We start from the raw sequence: 21,237 nt of genomic DNA on the forward strand, positions 1-21,237 counted from the left end.
GGCCCACACGCAGCTGGCCGAGCGAGAGGAGCAGCGATGAGCGAGCCGAGTCGGAAGGGGTGGGTCGCCCAGTACCTGGAGGACAAGCGTGAGCCCCTAATCATGCTCTTCGTGTGGATCCCGCTGCTGGCTGCCGTCCTCTTCGGCGGCCTGCTGCTCGTGGTTTTCGTCTCGACGCAGATGTGACCTGGCGTTGCGGAGTGGCTTCTAGGCTCAGGCCCTGGCGGGCCCTCGCACCTCAGCCAGCGACCAGGACTCGCGCTCACCCCTTCGTGCGGAAGGCCGAGAAGACCTCGTACATGTAGTCGCTCCCCTGCTCGAGGGCCTCGACGAAGATCCGCTCGTTGTTGCCGTGCATGCCGATGAGCTGCTCGTTGCTGATGACGTAGGGGTAGACGCCGTATCCCGGCACCCCCTTCTCGCGCCACGGACCCAGGCTCGTGCCGGCCTCGAAGAGCGCGGGCGTGAAGGGCACGTCCTCGTAGGTCCGCCGCGACGCACCCGACAGCGCGCGCCACAGGTCCGTGTCGAGGTCGGCCGGGGGCGTCGCCCAGGTCTTGTCGAGGCGGGCGAGGGTCTGCTTCTCGCTCTCGCCGGGGGTGCCGACGACCCGGACCTCGACGTCCCGGTGACGCAGCAGCCGGCGCACGGAGGCGACGAAATCGCGCGGCTTCTCTCCACCGGGGATGCCGCGGCAGTTGATCCGCGTCGTCGCCTCGGAGGGGATGACGTTCTCCTTGTACCCCGCCTCCTGGATGACGAAGGCGTGCGTCGTGCGCAGCAGCGCCCGGTGCAGGTAGGGGTAGTCGGAGAGGTGCTCCACGAGCTTCGCCGCGCGCTCCCGCACCCGGTCGTTGCGGGCCCGGAGCAGGAGGCGGATGGCCGCGGCGAAGCGGCGGTCGTCGGTCGCCCTCGCGAGCGCCTCGAAGTAGTCGCGGGTCACGCGGGTGAGGTGCACGGGCGCCTCGTAGCGTCCGAGGTCGCTGATCGCGCGGGACATCGAGACGATCGCCGAGTCGTCCGGGATCGGCTTCGAGGAGTGGGTGGCGGTGCCCGTCGCGACGAGCTCGAGGTTGAAGTAGACCTTGTCCTGGCGGGTCGCCGAGATGAGCATCGGCGAGGTCCTGTCGCTCTGGGCGATGAACCAGCCGCCCTCGGTGAGCACGCTGCCCGCGTCGATCTTCTCCCAGTAGTTCTCGGCCAGCCAGCCCGAGCCGTACGACCCGGCCTCCTCGTCGCAGTCGGTGAGCACGATGATGTCGCGGTCGAAGCGCGCGCCCTCGTCCAGGTGGCGCAGCAGCGCGGTGATCATCGCCGAGTTCGCGCCCTTCATGTCGAGCGCGCCGCGGCCGTAGACCTCACCGTCGACGACCTCACCGGCGAAGGGGTCGACGTCCCAGTTCTCCCTCTCGACCGGCACGACGTCGGAGTGACCGAGCAGGAGCAGCGGCTCCTGCGCGCCGCTCCCCGGGATCCGGGCGATGAGGTGCACGTTGTCGGGCTGCGGCGTGTCGATGATCTCGACCGGCACACCCGCGCGTTCCCACACGGCCTTGAGCATCTCGGCGTGGGGCCGGGTCTTGCCGCCCTGACCGCTGTTCTGAGTGTCGAAGGAGAGCATCCGCTGGAGCAGGTCGAGCGGGTCCATGTCGGCGGCCGGGATGGCCGCGCCGGACAGGGTCGTCGTCGGTTGCGGCGAGCGGGTGAAGGCACCCGCGCCGCCGGCGGTCGCGACGCCCAGGGCAGAGACGCCGATGCCCCCGAGGAAGGCTCGACGGGGCAGGGTGCTGGGGATCTTCTCGGGTGTCTGGTCCATCGTCGACTCCTCTGTCGGTGGTCCTCGCAGGCTCCGCCCGACGTCGATCCGGGCGAAGGGGTGACCGCCCGGTAGCGAGGCGAGCGGTCGCCCTTCGCGACCAGCGGCAGCCGCCCTCACCAAGCCGTGACCGGCTCGTGGGGAGCCCATGACGCGGTCGTGACCAAGGTCAGGACACCTGGCGTCGTGACCGCGGCGGGTCCACAGTGGAGGAATGAGACGCACGCGGCGGCTGGCCGCAGGACCGCTGACGGTGGCGCTCCTCTGGGGCGGGTGCCTGACTGCGTCGGCGCACCCGTCGACCGCCCGGCCGGCGAGCGCGACGTCGACGTCGCGCGCAGAGCAGGCGCAGGCGGCGATGACCCGGGACCAGCGGATCGGCCAGCTCTTCATGGTCGCCACCCCCGCCGACACCGTGAGCAGCGGCCTGCGAGACGTCGTCGCGCGACAGCACGTCGGCAACGTCATCCTCATGGGCCGCAGCACCCGCGGGGCCGACCACATCCGCTCCGTGACGACGGCCGTGCAGCGGCTGACCGAGCCGAGCGCCGCGACCGCCGGGGTGCCGGCCTTCGTCTCCGCCGACCAGGAGGGCGGGCAGGTCCAGGTGCTGCGCGGCCCCGGCTACTCGACGATGCCGACCGCGCTCGTCCAGGGCACCCGGTCGACCTCGGCCCTGCGCGCCGACGCCCTGCGCTGGGGCACCCAGCTCAGCCGGTCGGGCGTCAGCACCGACCTCGCGCCCGTCCTCGACACCGTCCCCACCGCATACAAGGCGACGAACGAGCCGATCGGACGGTACGACCGCGAGTTCGGACCCCTCACCACCACCGTCACGGCGAAGGGGGGTGCCTTCCGCTCCGGGATGGACCGGGCCGGCGTCGCCACGGCCGTCAAGCACTTCCCCGGGCTCGGCCGGGTGCGGGGCAACACCGACACGACGAGCGGGGGACCGACTCGGTGACGACGACGACCTCGGGAGTCATCGCCCCCTTCGCCGCCGCGGTCGACGCGGGCACCCCCTTCGTCATGGTGTCCTCCGCGTACTACTCGAAGATCGACCCCGACCGCCCGGCGCTCTTCTCCCCCACGATCATCCGCACGCTGCTGCGCTCGCGGCTCGGCTTCGACGGCGTCGTCATCAGCGACGACGTCGGCAACGCCCGCCAGCTCGCCGCGTGGACGCCGGCGCAGCGGGCGACGACCTTCATCGGGGCGGGCGGCGACATGATCCTCACCGCCCGCACCGGCACCCTGCCCGAGATGGTCGCGGCAGTGCGCAGCAAGGCCGCGTCCGACCCCACCTTCGCGGCGAAGGTCGACGCCGCCTCCCTTCGCGTGCTCCGGGCCAAGGAGGACGCTGGGCTGCTCGACCCGCGGATCACCCCGACGGGCCGCTTCTCCCCCTACCTCGTCGGGCGCGTGCAGGCCTGGCTCGGCACGCCCCAGACGCGGACCTGGGACGCCGCGACGATCCGCTCGCTGCAGTACCGGGTCGGCGCGGCGACCACCGGGCGATGGGATGCCGCGAGCGTCGGCGCGCTGCAGGACTACCTCGGCATCGCCCGCTCCGGCTCGAAGGGCTGGGACTCGCGCACCGTCACCCAGCTGCAGCGCTACCTCACCACCCAGCTCTGAGGGAGGCGGCGGATGCGGGAGACTCCTTCGATGACTGAGCACCTCGCGCCAGTGCTGCACGTGAGGGACGCACGCGCCGCCACGCGGTGGTACGCGCAGCTCGGCTTCGTCATGGAGTGGGAGCACCGCTTCGCGCCGGGGCTGCCCCTGTACGTCGGCATCGCGCGTGGGGGTCTTCGTATCCATCTCTCCGAGCACGCCGGAGACGCCAGGCCCGGGACGCTGGTCTACCTCTACGTCGACGACGTCGAGGCAGCCGCCCGCGCAGTCGGTGTGACCGAGCTCGACGACATGCCCTGGGGACGAGACTTCGAGATCGCCGACCCCGACGGCAACCGGCTGCGGATCGGCACCGCGCTCGGCGCTGACGGGTCCTGACGACCGTCGGGACCTCCGGATGTCGGGTCGGCCGCTCTCCCCCTTCGCCCTAGGCTGACGCCCGACCGCCCGACGAAGGAGCCCCATGGCCGACAACACCCGCGACCTCGAGCAGGGGATCCACGAGGACTTCCGCGAGGAGATGAGCTACGGCTCGTACCTCGCGCTCGACACGCTGCTCGACGCGCAACGGCCGGTGAGCTCGCCGGAGCACCACGACGAGATGCTCTTCATCATCCAGCACCAGACCTCCGAGCTGTGGCTCAAGCTCGTGCTGCACGAGACGCGCTCGGCGATGGAGCTGCTCGCCGCCGACGAGATGCGGGTGGCGCTCAAGCGGATCGCGCGGGTCAAGCACATCCAGCGCACCCTCACCGACCAGTGGTCCGTGCTCGCGACGCTCACGCCGACGGAGTACCAGCAGTTTCGGCCCTTCCTCGGGCACTCGTCGGGCTTCCAGTCCTGGCAGTACCGCGCCGTCGAGTTCGCCCTCGGCAACAAGCACCCGGGGATGCTCACGGTCCACGAGGCCGACCCGCAGGCGCACCACGTGCTCGAGGAGCTGCTGCGCGCCCCGAGCCTGTACGACGAGTTCCTGCGCTACCTCGCCCGGCGCGGGTACGCGATCCCCGAGCACGTCCTCACCCGTGACGTCACCCGGGCGCACACGACCGACCCCGAGGTCACCCGGGTCTTCACCGACATCTACGCCCACGCCGACGAGCACTGGGACGTCTACGAGGCGTGCGAGGAGATGGTCGACCTCGAGGACAACTTCCAGCTGTGGCGCTTCCGCCACCTCAAGACCGTCCAGCGCACCATCGGCATGAAGACCGGCACCGGTGGCAGCTCGGGCGTGAGCTTCCTCCAGCGCGCGCTGGACCTCACCTTCTTCCCCGAGCTCTTCGCCGTCCGCACCGAGATCGGCGCCTGACGGCAATGGGAGGTGGGCACGGCCACACCCACGACGCGCCCCAGGTGTCGACGCCGCGCGGCACCCGCATCGCGCTCGCCGTGACCGTCGCCGTCATCGCGCTCGTCACCGTCGTCGGCATGTGGGTGCTGCGTCCCACGGGCGAGGGCCGGCCGGAGGTGCGCGAGAGCAGTGCGAACGGCGTGACCTACCTCGAGGGCGAGGTCGTGTCGGTCACCCCGCTCGACTGCGGAGCCTTCGGGACCGACCCGTCGACGACGACGGGTGCGGCGCCCGCCGGCGCCGAGTGCGGCCGGGCGAGCGTGCGCATCACCGACGGGGCCGAGCAGGGCGAGAGCGTGCAGGTCGACATCCCGCCCGACGCGGTGCGCGAAGGGGTCGGCGCACCCCTGGTCCTGCTGAAGATCCCCGGGCAGGTCGCGGGCTCGCCGTACACGTACTACGACATGCAGCGCGGCCAGCCCCTGCTCCTGCTGTCGATCGCCTTCGCGCTCGTCGTCGTCCTCGTCGCCCGGTGGCGCGGGCTGCGGTCACTCGCTGGTCTCGCCGTCGCAGCGGCCGTCGTCGTCGGCTACCTCATGCCGGCGCTGCTCGAGGGGCGCAGCCCGGTCGCGGTCGGGCTCGTCAGCTCGGCGGCGATCATGATCGTCGTCCTCTACCTCGCGCACGGGGTCTCGGCGCGCACGACGACCGCCCTGCTCGGGACCTTCGCCGGGCTCGCCGCGACGGCCGGGATCGGTGCGCTCGCGGTGGCGCAGGCGCGGCTTACCGGGGTCAGCGGCGACGAGAACGCCGCCCTCCAGCAGGCCGCGCAGCAGATCGACCTGCGCAACCTGCTGACCTGCGGGATCATCCTCGCCGGCCTGGGCATCCTCAACGACGTGACGATCACCCAGGCGTCAGCGGTCTACGAGCTGCACGAGGCGGCGCCGGACCTCTCGCCGGTACAGCTCTACCGTCAGGCGATGCGGATCGGGCGCGACCACATCGCCTCGACCGTCTACACCGTCGTCTTCGCATACGCCGGCGCCGCGCTCCCGGTGCTCCTCGTCATCAGCCTCGTCGACCAGCCGATCGGGCGGATCCTCACCAGCGCCGACATCTCCGAGGAGATCGTGCGCACGATGGCCGGCGGCATCGGCCTGGTCCTCGCGGTCCCCGCCACCACTGCCCTCGCGGCCCTCGTCATCCGGTCCAGCCAGGGCGGCCCGCGCCACGCCGCCTGAGACATGACGAAGGGCGACCCGCGGCACCTGCCGCCGGGTCGCCCTTCGCGTCGATCAGCCGTAGTAGCTGTCGAGGTAGGGGACGTGCCAGCCCCCGACCTTCACCTTCCGGATGTCCGTGGTCGCGATCGTGCTGCCGGACACCTTCGTCCAGCCGTCGGACCAGGTCGGCGAGTAGGTCCGGGTGGACAGCGTCCACAGCTCCCCCTCGAGCGAGGAGACCTTGCGGGTGAGACGGATCGTGCCGTTCGTGCTCGCCGTGCGCCAGTAGCCGGCGTTCGCGTAGTTGGAGGAGTCGATGGTCCAGCGGTACTCGCCGCCGGGGGCGAGCTGGGTCGTGAGCGCGCCCGACCGGTAGGTGATGACGCGGAAGCTCGCCCCGTGGTTGCCCATGTCGTCGCCGACGACGAGCTCGTGACCGGCCCGCCGGTTGATCGCTGCGGCACCCCACCAGGGGTTGGCGCCACGCCAGTGCGAGTCCGTCGTCGTCGTGCTCAGCCGCTCGCCGTCGGCCGTGAGGACCCGGACGGTGCTGCGGTCGGCGCCGCCGGAGCCCGTGCTCCACGAGATGCCGACCGAGTCCCGGCGGCCGTCACCGTCGACGTCGGCACGGGAGACGACCGTGCAAGCCGTCACCCCGGTGCACGCGGTCGGGGCGGCGGCCTGCGCCGGCGCGGCGAGAGACAGGCCGAGGGCCGGGGTGAGAACGGCGAGGGTGAGCGTGGCGGACGTGCGTGACATCGAGAGACCTCCCTGTTGGTGTCCCGGGACCCCCGTCCCGCGGTACGTCTTCTGAGACGCCGCAGGGCCGTGACCGGTTGGCGGACGTCGCAACATCTCGTCGAACCCGCAAGAGCAGCCCCGTACGCCAGAGAGGCCGGCGCGCGCCCGGGTAGCAACCCGGGCGGACGCGAACTTCTCGGGAGACGGCGGGGCATCCCCCTTCGCCGCGTCAGCGAGCCGAGGCGAGGTACATGCGGCCCGCGCCGGTGAGGCGCAGGCTCCCCCGGTCGGGCACGAAGACCGCGTCGCCTCGGCCCAGCGACGCGCGTTCGCCGTCGACCTCGAGCGCGAAGCCCCCGTCGAGGACGATCGCGACGGCGGGCGAGGCGGTCGCGACGACCGCGTCGCCGGTGACCGTGCGCAGCTCGAAGGGGACGTCGGCCCCGGAGGGGACGGACGCGGGCCGGTAGACGAGCACGTGGTCGCCCTCGGGCTCGGGCACGAGGCGGGGCGGCTCGCAGTCGGCGAAGTCGAGCACGGCGAGCAGCTCGCGGACGTCGACGTGCTTGCCCGTGAGCCCGCCGCGCAGCACGTTGTCGCTCGGGCCCATGAGCTCCATCGCGACGCCGGAGAGGTAGGCGTGGATGTTGCCCGCCGGCAGCCACAGCGACTCGCCCTCGTCGAGCACGACGTGGTTGAGCATGACGGCGACCGCGACACCCGGGTCGCCGGGGTGCCGCTCCTCCAGCCGCCCGACGACCTCGAAGCGCTCGGCGTCGCGAGCCGCGGTCGCGCCGAGGTCGGCGGCGAGGGCGGCGGCCACCGGGTCGTCCGAGAGCAGCCACTCGACGCTGCAGTGCAGGCCGTCGTCGCCGTCGAGCAGCTCGAGCCAGCGCTCGTAGGGGGCCGGGTCGTCGGCGAGCGTGCGCAGGGCCTCGACCTCCGCACGCGTGCGGGCCAGCGGGGCGAAGCCGCACAGGGCCTCGAAGCCGTCCTCGACGGCGACGACGAGCTCGGGCTTGGCCTGGGGGTCCTTGTAGCTGCGGTGCGGGGCGTCGCGCGGGATGCCCCGGGCGTCCTCGGCGTCGAAGCCCCGACGGGCCCGCTCGGCGCTGGGGTGGGCCTGAAGGCTCAGCGGCTCCGCGGCGGCGAGGACCTTGAGCAGGTAGGGCAGCTCCTGGCCCGTGCTGCGCTCCCAGTCGAGCAGGCTCTCCCACGGCGCGGCGACGCACCGGCTGGGCGAGCCCGGGTGCGACCCGAGCCACAGCTCGGCCTCGACCGCGTCGCTCTCCCCCGACCCGAGGACCCGCGAGATGCCGCCCCGCTGGCCCCACGCGTAGTCGCGGGGCTCGTTGCGGATGGGCACGATGGGGGTCACGGGCGTCATTGTCACCCATGGACGCCGCCGTCGGCCGATCCCCCTAGGGTGGGCGCGGCACCGCTGCCCCGTCGAAGGAGAGCCATGGACCTGCGCACCCGCGCCGCCGAGCTGGACGCGAGCGACCCGCTGCGCGAGACGCGCGACCTCTTCGTCCCCGCCAGCGGGGGCGACGACGTCGTCACCGCCTACCTCGACGGCAACTCGCTGGGGCGCCCCCTTCGCGCCACCGCTCAGCGCCTCGACGACCTCGTCCGCCGCGACTGGGGCACCCGGCTCATCCGGTCGTGGGACGAGCGGTGGATGGAGCTGCCGACCCGGCTCGGCGACCGCCTCGGCGAGGTCTGCCTCGGCGCCGCCGCCGGGCAGACCGTGGTCGCCGACTCGACGACCGTCCTGCTCTACAAGCTGCTGCGCGCCGCCGTCGCCGCCGACCCCGAGCGCGACGAGATCGTCCTCGACAGCGAGAACTTCCCCACCGACCGCTACGTCGCCGAGGGCATCGCCGCCGAGACCGGCGCCCGTCTCGTGTGGGTCGAGCCCGCGCCCGAGGAGGGCGTGACGCCCGAGCAGGTCGCCGCGGTCGTCGGCCCCCGCACCGCCGTCGTCCTCGTCAGCCAGGTCGCCTACAAGTCGGCCTGGCTCGCCGACCTGCCCGGCATCACCCGGGTCGCGCACGACGCCGGCGCGCTCGTCCTGTGGGACCTGTGCCACTCCGCGGGCGTCGTCCCCGTCGACCTCGACGAGCACGAGGTCGACCTCGCCGTGGGCTGCAGCTACAAGTACCTCAACGGCGGGCCGGGCGCGCCCGCCTTCGCCTACGTCGCGCGTCGCCACCAGGGCCGTCTGCGCCAGCCCATCCAGGGGTGGATGGGTCACGCGCGGGTCTTCGAGATGGGGCCGGGCTACGAGGCCGGCACGGGGATGCGGTCGTGGATCTCGGGCACCCCGCCGGTGCTCGGCATGGTCGGCATCGAGGACACCGTCGACCTCGTCGAGTCCGTCGGTCTCGACGCGATCCGCGCGAAGGCTGCCGCCCTCGGGGACTTCGTCGTCGACGCGGTCGACGCCCGTCTCGCCGCCCACGGCGTGCGCGTCGTCTCGCCCCGCGACGCCCAGCAGCGCGGCGGCCACGTGACGATCGCCCACCCTCGCTCGCGCGAGATCTACCAGCAGCTGTGGAGCGAAGGGGTGGTCCCCGACTTCCGCGAGCCCGACGGCATCCGGCTCGGGCTGGCTCCCCTGTCGACCTCGTACGCCGAGGTCGCGCACGCGCTGGTGCGGATCGAAGAGCTGCTCAGCCGCTGACCTCGCGTACGAGCTCGAGGACCCGCGGCCAGTACGGCGACTGCGGGTCGACGACGTCGAAGTGGTGCGCACCCGCCAGCGTCACCGACTCCGCCGGGAAGTCGGTGCTCAGGTGCAGCGGCACGGTCGCGTCGGCGTCACCGTGCGCGAGGAGGACCCGCGGGGCGTCGGGGCCGTAGCCATCGGTGGCGAAGGGGGCCGACCACCGCTGCCTCGGGTCGACGGTCGCGTAGGCCTGCACCTGCTGCTCGGGGGTGCCGCCGACCCAGTCGACGACGGCTCCGTCGCCGAGGTCCTCCCGCGCTGCCGCGACGAGATCGGCGACGGGCGCGAGCGCGAGGACGGGGACGCGAGGGCGGTCCGGCGTCGCACCCCGCAGGAGGACGAGCGTCCCGCCGGCCGAGTGACCGACCCAGGTACCGAGCTCGCCGAGATGGTCCTCGAGGGCCTCGAGGTCGGTGACGCTCACGACCGGGTCACCGGGGACGCGGCGGTACTCGGCGAGCACGACCCGGTAGCCGGCGTCGGCGAGCGCCCGGGCCTGCGGACGGGCGTGGGCTCGGTCGATGCTCGGGCGGAAGTAGCCGCCGTGGACGACGACGACGAGCGGCCCGCGCTCGGGGCCGTAGACCTCGTAGACCTGGTCGGGGTCGTCGCCGTAGCGCTCGAGGACCCCGCTCGGCCCGGTGTCGCCGAGCAGCCGGGCGAGGACTGCCCCTTCGTCCTGAGCCGCGCTCATCGGGGGCCGCCGCTGCCCGGCGTGCCGCGGCCGGACAGCCAGTCGGCGCACTCGTCCTGGTGGAGCAGTGGCTGACGGACCTCGTCGCGCAGGAAGGCCAGGAGCGCCTCGGCGAGCTCGAAGTTCTCCGACGCGCACGCCTCGCGCGCGATGGCCACGTCGAGGTCGAGCGCGAAGCCGTGGGTCGCGGTCTGGGCGATGCACGAGTGCGTCGACACACCGCACAGGAGGATCCGACCGACGCCGCGCTCGCGCAGCAGCTCCTCGAGCTCGGTGCGCACGAAGGCGCTGTCGCGGGTCTTGACGACCTCCAGCGCGCCCTCGGTGTCGAGACCGTCGAGGGGTGCGGCCTGCTCGGTGCCGGGGAAGGCGAAGCCCTGGTCGTCGCGCCGCATGCTCAGCGTCCACGTCGAGCGGTCGCGGGCGTGCTCGGTGCGCACGAGGACGGTGTCGGCGCCCGCCTCACGGGCCGAGGCGACGAGGTCGTTGACCCGAGGGAGGAGCCACTCCCGCTGCTCGTCGAGCACCGGGTCCTCGAAGTAGGAGTTCTGCATGTCGACGACGACCAGTGCGGCGCGGTCCTGCGGCATCAGCGGGTGTGGTCGTGGAGGGGTGCGGCCATCTGCTCATCTTCGCCGGGGCCCGCGCCGAGGTCCACACCCCGCTGGACGTGCTGGCGACCCGGCAGTACCCGCCGGTGACACGATCCTGGAGGTGGCGACGGGTTAGGTTCGAGCCGTCGCGCCGACGAGGAGGTGCCGTGCCGACGATCCGAGCCCGCACCGCGCTCGTCGCGAGCGCCCTGCTGCTCGCGCCGCTCGCCGCGGCCTGCGACAGCCCGTCCCCCGCCCCGGGCCCGTGCGCTGCCGCTGACGCCGAGCTGCCGACGGCCCAGCCGGCGCACGACGAGGACGCCCGCGTCGACGCCATGTCCGGGCCGGGGTGGGTCGCCGGCGACTCGACGTACTCGGTCGTGCTGCCCGACGGGCGCGTGCTCTGGCTGTACTCCGACTCCTTCATCGGCTCGCTCGGACTGCGCGGGCAGCCCGGGCCGGGCACGGTCATGGTCCACAACGCCCTCGTCGTCCAGTCGCCCGACGGCACCTCGCGCACCCTCACCGGGACGCGCAACGGGGAGCCCAGCGCCTTCTTCCCCGACGTCGACGAGCGCACGTACCACTGGGTCCAGGACGCCACCGTCGAGGGCTCACAGCTCACCGTCTTCCTCGCCCGGACGACGGGCAGCGGCAGCGACTTCCGCTGGGCCGGGACCTCGGTCGCGCGGGTCTCGCTCCCCGACCTCAGGCTGCTGAGCATCACCGACGTGCCGAGCGCAGGCGACGTGGCGTGGGGCGCGGCGGTGATGGAGCGCGAGGACGCGACCTACGTCTACGGGGTGGAGGACCGCGGCTCCGACAAGCACCTGCACCTCGCGAAGGCACCCCCGGGTGGCGTGCACGACCGGTCGCAGTGGTCCTACCGCACCGCCACCGGGTGGTCGACGGACCCGCAGGGCTCCGTCCGGATCACCGACGGCGTGGCCAACGAGCTGTCGGTCCAGCCCTACGACGGGGGGTTCCTGCTCGTCACGAGCGACACCCGCGAGCTCTTCTCCCCCGACGTCGTCGCCCGCACCGCGTGCTCCCCGGCCGGTCCGTGGGGCGAGGCCCAGCTGATCTACACCGCGCCCGAGCCCGGCGAGGACGAGCGCTTCGCCTACAACGCGCACGCGCACCCCGGCCTGCCCGGCGCCGACCCCGACGAGCTGCTCGTCTCGTACAACGTCAACACCTTCGACAGCGACCGGCTCTTCGCCACCCCGAGCATCTACCGCCCCCGCTTCGTGCGCCTCCGTCTCCCCTGAGCGGACCGAGGGCCCAGGCCCTGGACCACCACAATTCGTCGGTCGGGGCGGGGGCGGGGCATGATGGACGGCTGCCCACCCACTCGGAAGGACCCCTTCGATGCTCGACGCCCCGGCGCACGCCGGCGAGCCCACGCCCGACACCGCACCGGCGACTCGCGTCGCCACCCTGCCCGGCATGCCCGCCCTGCTCGTCGCCACCCTGCTCGGCTTCGCCGGCTTCTCCGTGCTGCTGCCCACGGCCCCGCTGTGGGCCGTGCGCGGCGGGGCCGACGTCGGGGGTGCCGGTCTCGTCAACGGCGTCGCGCTGCTGTGCACCGTCCTCACCCAGCCCGTCGTCCCCCGTCTCCTGCGCCGTCTCGGGTGGGGCCGGGTCCTGGCCGTCGGGCTGCTCCTCATGGGCGTCCCGTCGCTGCTCCACCTCACCTCCGACGCGCTCGCGCCCACCCTCGCCCTGTCCGCCGTGCGCGGCGCAGGCTTCGGCGTGCTCACCGTCACCGGCAGCGCGGCCGTCGCCGAGCTCGTCGACGCCGCCCGCCGCGGTCGTGCCGTCGGGCTCTACGGCCTGGCCATCGCGCTGCCGCAGGTCGTCCTGCTCCCCCTGTCGCCGTGGCTGGCCGACCGGGTCGGCTTCGCGCCGGTCTTCGTCCTCGCCGCCGCGCCGGTCCTCGCGATCCCCGCCGCGCTCGCCCTGGGTCGCCACCTCGACGGACGCCCCAGCGCGCCCGCGAGCGAGGAGCACGCCCGCGTCGACCTGCGAACGGTCGTCCTGCCGCTGCTGCCGCCCATGCTCGTCCTCACCGGCATCACCCTCGCCGGCGGCGCCGTGCTGTCCTTCGCCCCGCAGATGCTCGACGAGGCCGCCCTCGTCACCCTCGCGCTCGTCGTCGTCACCGCCACCTCGGCGCTCGCCCGTTGGCGCGTCGGCGCGCTCGCCGACCGCTACGGCGCGCGACGCTTCGTCGCCCCGCTCGTCGTCGTCGGCGCGCTCGGCAGCCTGCTCATCGCGCTCTCGCTCGACGGCCCGTCGGTGCCCCTGCTCGTCCTCGGCTCCGCGGCCCTCGGCATCGCGTACGGCGGTCTGCAGAACCTCACCCTCGTGCTGTCCTTCGCCGCGGTGCACCGCCGGCACTACGGCACGACCAGTGCCGTGTGGAACGTCGGCTTCGACCTCGGCACCGGGGTCGGCTCGGTCCTCGTCGGCTCGCTCGCCGCGGGCCTGGACTTCGAGCGTGCGCTGCTCGTCACCGCCGCGATCACCGCGCTCACCCTCCCGCTCGCCCTCGTCCGCTCGAGGCGTCCGGCCGGCTGAGACGCACCCTTCGAGGCTCGTCGCAGAGCTCCTCGTACCTCAGGGAGCGAAGCTCGGGTGACCCCAGAGCTCTTCGCACCTCAGGGAGCGAAGCTCGGGTGACCCCAGAGCTCTTCGCACCTTAGGGAGCGAGGGTCGGGTGACCCCAGAGCTCCTCGCACCTCAGGGAGCGAGATACGACGAAGGGGTGGTCCCGCCGGCCGGCGGGACCACCCCTTCGCGCTCGTCGTGGCTCAGAGGCCGGCGACGCGGTCCTCCGGCGCGGTGAGGCCGGGGTTGGCCTGCAGGTAGCGCACGAGGTTCTCGAGATCCTCGGGACCACCGGTGAGGTTGGTCGCGTCCTCGAAGGCGGTGAAGTCGTCGCCGCCCTCGGCGAGGAAGCTCAGGGTCGCGACGCGGTAGGTCTTCGCCGGGTCGATCGCCGTGCCGTCGAGCTCCATGCCGGAGACCTTCGAGCCCTCGGCCTGGGTGTCGTCCCACGTGTAGCTGAAGCCCTCGGAGACGCCGAGCGCGAGGTACTTGCGGCCGCGGGTCGGCACGTACTGCTGCTCGAGCACCGCCTTGATCTGCGCGCCGGTCATGTCGACCGTGACGAGCAGGTTGCCGAAGGGGGCGACCTTGTAGGCCTCCTCGTAGGTGATCTCGCCGACCTGCTCGCCGTTGGTGATCGTGCCGCGGGCGAAGGACGAGCGGACACCGCCGACGTTCATCATCGCGATCTGGGCGCCACCGCGCTCGGGGGCCTGGGTGCCCCAGAGGATCGAGTCGGCGACGAGGTCGGCCATCGGGGTCTCGATGCCGCGGTTGCCGCTCGCGTCGCCGGTGATGTCCTCGGCGACGGTGCCGACGACCTTCGCGCGCTCGGGGCCGGCGCGGTCGATCCACTTGTCGAGGATCGCCTGGACGCCGGGGTCGGCGGTGGTGCTGCGGACGTTGAGGTGGTTCGTCGCGCGGCTCGACTTCTTCACGACGTCGCCGGTCTTGAGGTCGACGAGGAGACGCATCTGGTTGAAGGCGCGGCCCCAGTCACCGGAGGCGACGACCGGGCGCTGCCCGCCCTTCCAGTCGGTGAGCGTGCAGTTGAAGGACGAGTGGGTGTGGCCGGTGACGATGCCGTCGACGCGCGAGTTGATCCGGCGGTTGAGCTCGACGACCGGGCCCGAGAGATTCTCGCACTGGTCGATCGTGCCGTCCTGGCTGCCGCCTTCGTGCATGAGCACGACGATGGTCTCGACGTCCTTGGTGCTGCTCAGCCAGCTCGCCGCGGAGTTGACCTTCGCCGCGATCTCGTCGAAGCGGATCGAGGAGACGCCGCCGGGCGAGACGAGGCTCGGGGTCTCGGGGGTGACGACGCCGATGAAGCCGACCTTGACGCCGTTGACCGTCTGCACGGACGTTCCGGGCAGGATCTTGCGGCCGTTCTTCGTGTTCGTCACGTTGCTCGCGAGGTACTCCATGTCGGCGCCCGGGTAGGGCTTGCCGGGGAAGTACGTGCCGTCCTTGGGGTGCGCCCCGCCGTGCTGGATGCGCAGCAGCTCGTTGGTGCCCTCGTCGAACTCGTGGTTGCCCACGGCCGAGGCCTTGACGTCCATCTCGTCGAGGACCTCGATGGTCGGCTCGTCGTGGAAGAGACCGGACAGGAAGGTCGAGCCGCCGATGTTGTCGCCGGCCGAGACGGTGATGCCGTTGCTGCCCTTGCGCGCCTTGATGTTCGCCGCGAGGTGGGCGACGCCGCCGACCGGGGTCTGGGTCGGGTCGACCTCGGGCGCGAGCGCCGGGTCGTTGGCCTCGAGGTGCCCGTGGAAGTCGCTGAAGGAGAAGATGTTGACGTAGCGCCAGCGGTCGCCCCAGGCGCTCGGGGCGGCGGCCGTGGTGTCGGCAGCCGGGGCTGCGGCGGCGGGGGCAGCCGGGGCGGCCGACGGGGTGGCCGCGGCGGTCGGCAGGCCGGCGGCCAGAGCCAGGGCGAGGGTGGCAGGCAGGCCGACGGCCAGACGCTTCGTGTGCTTCATGCGAGAGGTCTCCTGGAGATGGGGGTGGCGTGGCTCGAGAGCCGTCGCCATTGTGTCGCCCCCGTCAAGAGGTCCGGGCCTGATCTGCGCAGATGCCCCGACCGTTCAGCGGATCGTCACCCCGCCGTCGGGCCCTCGAGACGCTGCGTCGCACCGATCTGGTCAAGCACCCACGCCCACTCCCACGCGGTCTGCTCCCACGCGGCGTAACGGCCCGAGCGCCCGCCGTGACCGGCGACCATCTCGGTGCGCAGCAGCACCGGGCGCTCCTGCGGGTCGTTGGTCACGACCTCGCGCAGCCGGGCGACCCACTTCGCGGGCTCGGTGAAGGAGACCCGGGTGTCGTTGAGCGAGGTCGTCGCGAGGACGGCCGGGTACTCGACGGCGCGCACGCCCTCGTACGGGCTGTACGAGCGCATGTAGGCGTAGACCTCGGGGTCTTCGAGCGGGTTGCCCCACTCGTCCCACTCCCCCACGGTGAGCGGCAGGTCCGGGCGCAGGATCGTCGTCAGCGCGTCGACGAAGGGGACGGCGGCGAGCACCGCGCGGAAGCGCTCGGGGGCGAGGTTGGCGGCGGCCCCGACGAGCAGACCGCCGGCGGACCCCCCTTCGGCCGCGAGCCGGTCACGGGCCACCCAGCCGCGGTCGTGGAGGTGCTCCGCGCACGCGACGAAGTCGGTGAAGGTGTTGCGCTTGGTCGCCAGGCGCCCGTCCTCGTACCAGGCGCGCCCCATCTCGCCGCCGCCGCGCACGTGGGCGACGGCGTAGACGACGCCGCGGTCGACCAACGACAGGCGCGCGGTCGAGAAGTAGGGGTCCATCGACAGCTCATAGCTGCCGTAGCCGTAGAGCAGGCCGGGGTTGGTGCCGTCGGCCTGGGTGCCGCGGCGCATGACGAGCGAGAGCGGCACCGGGGTGCCGTCGGGGGCGGTGACCCACTCACGGCGCTGCTCGTAGTCGGCGAGGTCGACGCCGAGCACCGGGTGCTGCTTGTGCACGACCTGCTCGCCGGTCGCGACGACGACGTCGAGGATCGTGCGCGGGCTCACCCACGACTCGTGGCTGACCCGGATGCGGTCGGCGTCGGGGTCGGCCGCGCCGAGCGCAGAGACGGTGGCCATCGGGTCGTCGCCGACGACGACGTCGCGACCGGTGCCGTAGTCCACAGCGGCGAAGGGGGCGGAGCGCCCGGTCCGGGGCAGGATGCGCGCGGCGGGGACGCCGTCGCGGCGCAGGGTGAGCACGGCGAAGTCGTCGTAGGCGTCGACGCCGAGGAAGCGCTCGCCGTCGGCCCGGTCGAGCAGGGGGCTCCACTGCTCGTGGCTCGTCGCGTCGAGGGGTGCCCAGGCGAGGTCCCACTCGCGCTGGCGCTCGTTGTGCAGGACGAGCAGGTGGTCGGCCGCGGGCTCGACGTCGTACTCGACGCCCTCGCGCCGGGGCGAGACGCAGCGCATCGGGGCGGTGACGTCGGTCGCGTCGAGCAGGTGCACCTCGCTCGTCGTGCGGCTGCCGAGACCCAGGACGACCCACCGGTCGTCGCGGCTGCGGTCGACGCCCATCCAGAAGCGCTCGTCGTCCTCTCGGTGCAGCAGCACGTCGTCGGCGGGGTCGCCGCCGACCTCGTGGCGCCACAGCTCGTGCGGGCGCCACGCGTCGTCGACGCGCACGTAGAAGACATGGGCCCCGTCGCGCGAGAAGACGGCGCCGTAGCCGATGCCCCGGACGGAGTCGTCGAGCACCGCGCCGGTCGTGAGGTCGAGCACCGTGAGGTCGAAGCGCTCGTCGCCGCTGACGTCGACGGAGTACGCGAGCCGGTCGTGGTCGGCGCTGATCTCGTAGGCGCCGACGGCGAGGTACTCGTGCCCCTCGGCGAGCGCGTTGTCGTCGAGGAGCACCTGCTCGCCGGGCAGCGGGTGCTCGGGATCGAGCGTCGGCACGACCGCGCGGTCGGCCAGCGGCGCGCGGCAGTGGATGCCGTACTGCTGCCCCTCGCGGGTGCGGGTGTAGTACCACCACGGGCCGGCGGCCACGGGCACGGACAGGTCGGTCTCGAGCGTGCGGGAGCGGATCTCCTCGACGAGCGCCGAGCGAAGGGGGGCCAGGTGCGCGGTGCGCTCCTCGGCGTAGGCGTTCTCGGCCTCGAGGTGGGCGACGACGGCCGGGTCCTGCGCGTCGCGGAGCCACTCGAAGGGGTCCTCGAAGACCTCGCCGTGGTGCTCGCGTCGCGTCGGCCGGTGCGGGGCGACCGGCGGCTGCACGGTGCTCATGCCGACACCGCCCGGGGGCCGAGGAGGACCTTGAGGTCGGCTACCAGCGCCTCGGAGACGTCGACGCGCCACTCGGGGTCGACCGCCATCGTCACCGACCGACCGGGCTGGACGAGCTTGAGGTGGACCTCGGTCGAGCCGGGGTGCTGGCCGAGGACCTCCTTGATCTGCTCGACCCGGGCCGAGGTCGCCCGGCGCAGGTCCATCGTCAGCGTCACCGGGCCGCGGGGGCCGTCGGTGAGCTCGGGCAGGGTGAGGTCCTCGGCGAAGATCGACACCGAGTCGTCGCGGGTGTTGACCCGGCCGCGCACGACGGCGACGACGTCCTGCGTGAGCATCGTCTGCACCGTCATGTACGTGCGGGGGAAGAAGAGGCACTCGATGGAGCCGCCGAGGTCCTCGACCTGGGCGACGGCCCACAGCTCGCCGCGCTTGTTGCGCTTGACCGACAGGTTCGTCACGAGCCCGGCGATCGTCACCATGCCCTTGCGCTCCTCGGAGGACTCGGACTGCGTGAGCGAGGTGATCGAGGTGTCCGCGGCGCGCTGCAGCACGTGCTCGATGCCGAAGAGCGGGTGGTCGCTGACGTAGAGGCCGAGCATGTCGCGCTCGTTGCTCAGCTTCGCCTGCTTGTCCCACTCGACCTCGGGCACGGGACGCAGACCCATGCCCTCGATGCCGCCGGCCTCGCCCTCGTCGTCGCCGCCGAGGAGGTCCCACAGGCTGTCCTGGCCGACGGCCTCCTGGCGCTTGACCGAGACGAAGGCGTCGACGTACTCCTCGTGGACCATGACGAGCCCCTGGCGGGGGTGACCGAGGTCGTCGAAGGCTCCCGCCTTGATGAGCGACTCGATGGTGCGCTTGTTGCACACGACGGCCGGGCACTTGGCGAGGAAGTCGTCGAAGGACGTGAAGCGGCCCTTCTCCTCGCGCGCGGTGATGATCGCCTCGACGACGTTGCGCCCGACGTTGCGGATCGCGTCGAGACCGAAGCGGATGTCCTCGCCGACCGCGGCGAAGCGCCCGACGGACTCGTTGACCGAGGGCGGCAGGACCTTGATGCCCATCCGGCGGCACTCGCCGAGGTAGAGCGCGGACTTGTCCTTGTCGTCGCCGACCGAGGTGAGCAGCCCGGCCATGTACTCGGCCGGGTAGTTGGCCTTGAGGTATGCCGTCCAGTACGAGACGAGGCCGTAGGCGGCGGTGTGCGCCTTGTTGAAGGCGTAGTCGGAGAAGGGCACGAGGACGCCCCACAGGGCGGCGACGGAGGCCTCGTTGTACCCGTTGGCCTTCATGCCCTCGGAGAAGGGGACGTACTCCTTGTCGAGCACCTCCTTCTTCTTCTTGCCCATCGCGCGGCGCAGCAGGTCGGCGTTGCCGAGCGTGTAGCCGGCGAGCTTCTGGGCGATCTCCATGACCTGCTCCTGGTAGATGACCAGGCCGTAGGTCATCGACAGGATCGGGTCGAGCGCCTCGACCATCTCGGGCTGGAGCTTGCCCTTGAGCTGGGGGTCGAGCGGGACGATCTCCTGCTTGCCGTTCTTGCGCAGCGCGAAGTTCGTGTGCGCGTTGACGCCCATCGGGCCCGGCCGGTAGAGCGCGAGCGCGGCGGAGATGTCCTCGAAGTTGTCCGGCTGCATGAGCCGCAGCAGGGTGCGCATGCCCCCGCCGTCGAGCTGGAAGACGCCGAGGGTGTCGCCGCGCGAGAGCAGCGCGTACGTCGCCGGGTCGGTCATGTCCTTGCTCAGCGCGTCGAGGTCGATGACCTCGCCGCGGTTCATCTGCACGTTCTCGAGCGCGTCGTCGAGGATCGTGAGGTTGCGCAGGCCGAGGAAGTCCATCTTGACCAGGCCGAGGTTCTCGCAGCTCGGGTAGTCGAACTGCGTGATGACCTGGCCGTCCTGGAGCCGGCGCATGATGGGGATGACGTCGATGAGCGGCTCGCTGGACATGATGACGCCAGCGGCGTGCACGCCCCACTGGCGCTTCAGCCCCTCGAGGCCCCGGGCGGTCTCGACGACCTCCTGGAGGTGCTTCTCGCCGGCGACGAGGTCGCGGAACTCCTGGCCCTCGGCGTAGCGGTCGTGGCTCTCGTCGTACATCTTCGACAGCGGCACGCCCTTGCCCATGACGTCGGCCGGCATCGCCTTCGTCAGCTGCTCGCCGACGGAGAAGGGGTGGCCCATGACCCGGGCGGCGTCCTTGACCGCCTGCTTGGCCTTGATCGTGCCGTAGGTGACGATCTGGGCGACCCGCTCGTCGCCGTACTTCTCGGTGACGTAGCGGATGACCTCGCCGCGCCGGCGCTCGTCGAAGTCGATGTCGAAGTCGGGCATCGACGCGCGCTCGGGGTTCAGGAAGCGCTCGAAGATCAGGCCGTGCGGGATGGGGTCGAGGTCGGTGATGCCCATCGCGTACGCGCACATCGAGCCCGCGCCCGAGCCTCGGCCGGGGCCGACCCGGATGCCGTTGCGCTTGGCCCAGTTGATGAAGTCGGCGACGACGAGGAAGTAGCCGGCGTAGCCCTTGCCCGCGATGACGTCGATCTCGTAATCGGCCTGCTGGCGGGCGTAGTCGGGCACGCCCTCGGGGAAGCGCCGGGCCAGGCCGGTCGCGACCTCGGAGATGAACCAGCTCTGCTCGCTCTCGCCGGGCGGGCAGTCGAAGCGGGGCATGTAGCGCCCCTCGCCCTCGGTGAAGGAGACCTCGCACATGTCGGCGACGAGCATCGTGTTGTCGCAGGCCTGGGGCAGCTCGCGCCACAGGTGACGCATCTCGGCCGGCGACTTGATGTAGTAGCCGTCGCCCTCGAAGGAGAAGCGACCCGGGTCGAGCAGCGTCGACCCGGAGTTGATGCACAGCAGCGCGTCGTGCGCGACGGAGTCGCCCTGGCGCACGTAGTGCAGGTCGTTGGTGGCCAGGAGCGGCAGGTCGAGGTCCTTGGCCAGGCGCAGGAGGTCCTCGCGCACCCGGCGCTCGATCTCGACCCCGTGGTCCATGAGCTCGAGGAAGTAGTGCTCGCGCCCGAAGATGTCGCGGAACTCCGAGGCGGCCTCGACGGCCTTGTCGTACTGGCCCAGGCGCAGCCGGGTCTGGACCTCGCCGGACGGGCAGCCGGTCGTCGCGACGAGCCCGTCGCCGTACCGGCCGAGCAGCTCGCGGTCGAGCCGGGGCCACTTCGCGTAGACCTGGTCCAGCGAGGCCTGCGAGCCCATCCGGAAGAGGTTGGACAGGCCCTGGTTGTTGCGGGCGAGGATCGTCATGTGGGTGTACGCGCCGCCGCCGGAGACGTCGTCGCCGGGCCGGGTGCGCTCGTTGCCCCACTTGACGCGGGTCTTGTCGGTGCGGTGCGTGCCGGGCGCGACGTAGGCCTCGAGGCCGATGATCGGCTTGACCCCGTGCTTGACGCCCTTGCTCCAGAACTCGTAGGCGCCGAAGAGGTAGCCGTGGTCGGTCGTCGCGATGGCCGGCATGCCCATCTCGGCGGCCACCTCGAACATCTCGTCGATCCGCGCCGCACCGTCGAGCATCGAGTACTCGGTGTGGTTGTGGAGGTGGACGAAGTTCTTCTCGCGGGGCAGCAGCTCGGACATCGCTGTCGATCCTACGGCCGCTCGCCGACAGCCCCGAGCCGTCCGTCGGACA

General features: G+C 72.3%; 17 protein-coding genes. 9 read left to right on the forward strand and 8 right to left on the reverse strand.

Going from position 1 to position 21,237, the window contains the following annotated elements:
• Positions 1-36: 36 nt before the first annotated feature.
• A complete protein-coding gene (locus EEW87_RS05365) occupies positions 37-186 on the forward strand; it encodes a hypothetical protein (protein ID WP_157090091.1) in 150 nt (49 codons plus the stop codon).
• 76 nt (positions 187-262) lie between these two features.
• Here EEW87_RS05365 and EEW87_RS05370 read toward each other — a convergent pair whose 3' ends face one another.
• A complete protein-coding gene (locus tag EEW87_RS05370; protein WP_123093379.1) occupies positions 263-1,816 on the reverse strand; it encodes a M20/M25/M40 family metallo-hydrolase in 1,554 nt (517 codons plus the stop codon).
• A 214-nt stretch (positions 1,817-2,030) separates the two neighbouring features.
• Here EEW87_RS05370 and EEW87_RS17125 point away from each other — a divergent pair, with 214 nt between their 5' ends.
• The 5 genes from EEW87_RS17125 (at position 2,031) to EEW87_RS05395 (ending at position 5,992) form a co-directional block, all read left to right on the forward strand.
• Complete coding sequence (locus EEW87_RS17125; protein ID WP_123093380.1) at positions 2,031-2,780, forward strand: glycoside hydrolase family 3 N-terminal domain-containing protein; 750 nt, start codon at positions 2,031-2,033, stop codon at positions 2,778-2,780.
• Entirely contained in the window at positions 2,777-3,454 is a 678-nt protein-coding gene (locus EEW87_RS17130) for a glycoside hydrolase family 3 N-terminal domain-containing protein (RefSeq protein WP_123093381.1), read from the forward strand. Before EEW87_RS17125 ends, EEW87_RS17130 begins: the two co-directional genes overlap by 4 nt.
• Before the next feature lie 30 nt (positions 3,455-3,484).
• Positions 3,485-3,832, forward strand: coding sequence for a glyoxalase superfamily protein (locus EEW87_RS05385; protein ID WP_123093382.1), 348 nt, complete (start codon positions 3,485-3,487; stop codon positions 3,830-3,832).
• 85 nt (positions 3,833-3,917) lie between these two features.
• The gene (gene kynA / locus EEW87_RS05390; RefSeq protein ID WP_123093383.1) at positions 3,918-4,766 is read left to right on the forward strand and encodes a tryptophan 2,3-dioxygenase; all 849 of its coding nucleotides are present in this window, start codon (positions 3,918-3,920) and stop codon (positions 4,764-4,766) included.
• 44 nt (positions 4,767-4,810) lie between these two features.
• Positions 4,811-5,992, forward strand: coding sequence for a YibE/F family protein (locus EEW87_RS05395; RefSeq protein ID WP_163562384.1), 1,182 nt, complete (start codon positions 4,811-4,813; stop codon positions 5,990-5,992).
• A 54-nt stretch (positions 5,993-6,046) separates the two neighbouring features.
• Here EEW87_RS05395 and EEW87_RS05400 read toward each other — a convergent pair whose 3' ends face one another.
• Together EEW87_RS05400 and manA are read right to left on the reverse strand one after the other, a co-directional pair.
• Positions 6,047-6,733: a hypothetical protein gene (locus EEW87_RS05400; RefSeq protein ID WP_123093385.1), complete on the reverse strand. Its 687-nt coding sequence runs from the start codon at positions 6,731-6,733 to the stop codon at positions 6,047-6,049.
• Between the two features lie 211 nt (positions 6,734-6,944).
• Positions 6,945-8,093, reverse strand: coding sequence for a mannose-6-phosphate isomerase, class I (manA, locus tag EEW87_RS05405; protein ID WP_205473779.1), 1,149 nt, complete (start codon positions 8,091-8,093; stop codon positions 6,945-6,947).
• A gap of 84 nt (positions 8,094-8,177) precedes the next feature.
• Between manA and kynU the strand changes: the two genes are divergently transcribed.
• Positions 8,178-9,401 carry a kynureninase gene (gene kynU, locus EEW87_RS05410; RefSeq protein ID WP_123093387.1) on the forward strand — a complete coding sequence of 408 codons (1,224 nt, stop codon included), beginning with the start codon at positions 8,178-8,180 and terminating at the stop codon, positions 9,399-9,401.
• Here the strand turns inward: kynU and EEW87_RS05415 are convergent.
• Entirely contained in the window at positions 9,391-10,140 is a 750-nt protein-coding gene (locus EEW87_RS05415; protein WP_148041621.1) for an alpha/beta hydrolase family protein, read from the reverse strand. The two genes, kynU and EEW87_RS05415, sit on opposite strands and share 11 nt — an antisense overlap.
• Positions 10,137-10,730, reverse strand: coding sequence for a cysteine hydrolase family protein (locus EEW87_RS05420; RefSeq protein WP_123093389.1), 594 nt, complete (start codon positions 10,728-10,730; stop codon positions 10,137-10,139). Before EEW87_RS05420 ends, EEW87_RS05415 begins: the two co-directional genes overlap by 4 nt.
• A 170-nt stretch (positions 10,731-10,900) precedes the next feature.
• Between EEW87_RS05420 and EEW87_RS05425 the strand changes: the two genes are divergently transcribed.
• Together EEW87_RS05425 and EEW87_RS05430 are read left to right on the forward strand one after the other, a co-directional pair.
• Positions 10,901-12,004 carry a DUF4185 domain-containing protein gene (locus tag EEW87_RS05425; protein WP_123093390.1) on the forward strand — a complete coding sequence of 368 codons (1,104 nt, stop codon included), beginning with the start codon at positions 10,901-10,903 and terminating at the stop codon, positions 12,002-12,004.
• A gap of 100 nt (positions 12,005-12,104) precedes the next feature.
• Positions 12,105-13,316 carry an MFS transporter gene (locus EEW87_RS05430; protein WP_225985027.1) on the forward strand — a complete coding sequence of 404 codons (1,212 nt, stop codon included), beginning with the start codon at positions 12,105-12,107 and terminating at the stop codon, positions 13,314-13,316.
• A gap of 233 nt (positions 13,317-13,549) precedes the next feature.
• Here EEW87_RS05430 and EEW87_RS05435 read toward each other — a convergent pair whose 3' ends face one another.
• The 3 genes from EEW87_RS05435 to dnaE form a co-directional block, all read right to left on the reverse strand.
• Positions 13,550-15,325, reverse strand: coding sequence for a bifunctional metallophosphatase/5'-nucleotidase (locus EEW87_RS05435; RefSeq protein ID WP_123093391.1), 1,776 nt, complete (start codon positions 15,323-15,325; stop codon positions 13,550-13,552).
• A 116-nt stretch (positions 15,326-15,441) separates the two neighbouring features.
• Complete coding sequence (locus EEW87_RS05440; protein WP_123093392.1) at positions 15,442-17,592, reverse strand: S9 family peptidase; 2,151 nt, start codon at positions 17,590-17,592, stop codon at positions 15,442-15,444.
• Positions 17,589-21,185 (reverse strand): DNA polymerase III subunit alpha, encoded by a 3,597-nt coding sequence (dnaE, locus tag EEW87_RS05445; RefSeq protein WP_123093393.1) that lies wholly within the window; start codon positions 21,183-21,185, stop codon positions 17,589-17,591. Before dnaE ends, EEW87_RS05440 begins: the two co-directional genes overlap by 4 nt.
• Between the last annotated feature and the right edge of the window lie 52 nt (positions 21,186-21,237).

Origin of the sequence: Janibacter melonis (genome assembly GCF_003721155.3) — a bacterium.
In the GTDB taxonomy this organism is placed as follows: Bacteria; Actinomycetota; Actinomycetes; order Actinomycetales; family Dermatophilaceae; genus Marihabitans; species Marihabitans melonis.

Bases quoted from the DNA above. Each gene is read 5' to 3' on its own strand.
- EEW87_RS05385 (WP_123093382.1), top strand. From the start codon at position 3,485: ATGACTGAGCACCTCGCGCCAGTGCTGCACGTGAGGGACGCACGCGCC.
- EEW87_RS05430 (WP_225985027.1), top strand. From the start codon at position 12,105: ATGCTCGACGCCCCGGCGCACGCCGGCGAGCCCACGCCCGACACCGCA.
- EEW87_RS05365 (WP_157090091.1), top strand. From the start codon at position 37: ATGAGCGAGCCGAGTCGGAAGGGGTGGGTCGCCCAGTACCTGGAGGAC.
- EEW87_RS17125 (WP_123093380.1), top strand. From the start codon at position 2,031: ATGAGACGCACGCGGCGGCTGGCCGCAGGACCGCTGACGGTGGCGCTC.
- EEW87_RS05415 (WP_148041621.1), bottom strand. From the start codon at position 10,140: ATGAGCGCGGCTCAGGACGAAGGGGCAGTCCTCGCCCGGCTGCTCGGC.
- EEW87_RS05370 (WP_123093379.1), bottom strand. From the start codon at position 1,816: ATGGACCAGACACCCGAGAAGATCCCCAGCACCCTGCCCCGTCGAGCC.
- EEW87_RS05440 (WP_123093392.1), bottom strand. From the start codon at position 17,592: ATGAGCACCGTGCAGCCGCCGGTCGCCCCGCACCGGCCGACGCGACGC.
- dnaE (WP_123093393.1), bottom strand. From the start codon at position 21,185: ATGTCCGAGCTGCTGCCCCGCGAGAAGAACTTCGTCCACCTCCACAAC.
- kynU (WP_123093387.1), top strand. From the start codon at position 8,178: ATGGACCTGCGCACCCGCGCCGCCGAGCTGGACGCGAGCGACCCGCTG.
- EEW87_RS05400 (WP_123093385.1), bottom strand. From the start codon at position 6,733: ATGTCACGCACGTCCGCCACGCTCACCCTCGCCGTTCTCACCCCGGCC.
- EEW87_RS05420 (WP_123093389.1), bottom strand. From the start codon at position 10,730: ATGCCGCAGGACCGCGCCGCACTGGTCGTCGTCGACATGCAGAACTCC.
- kynA (WP_123093383.1), top strand. From the start codon at position 3,918: ATGGCCGACAACACCCGCGACCTCGAGCAGGGGATCCACGAGGACTTC.
- EEW87_RS05435 (WP_123093391.1), bottom strand. From the start codon at position 15,325: ATGAAGCACACGAAGCGTCTGGCCGTCGGCCTGCCTGCCACCCTCGCC.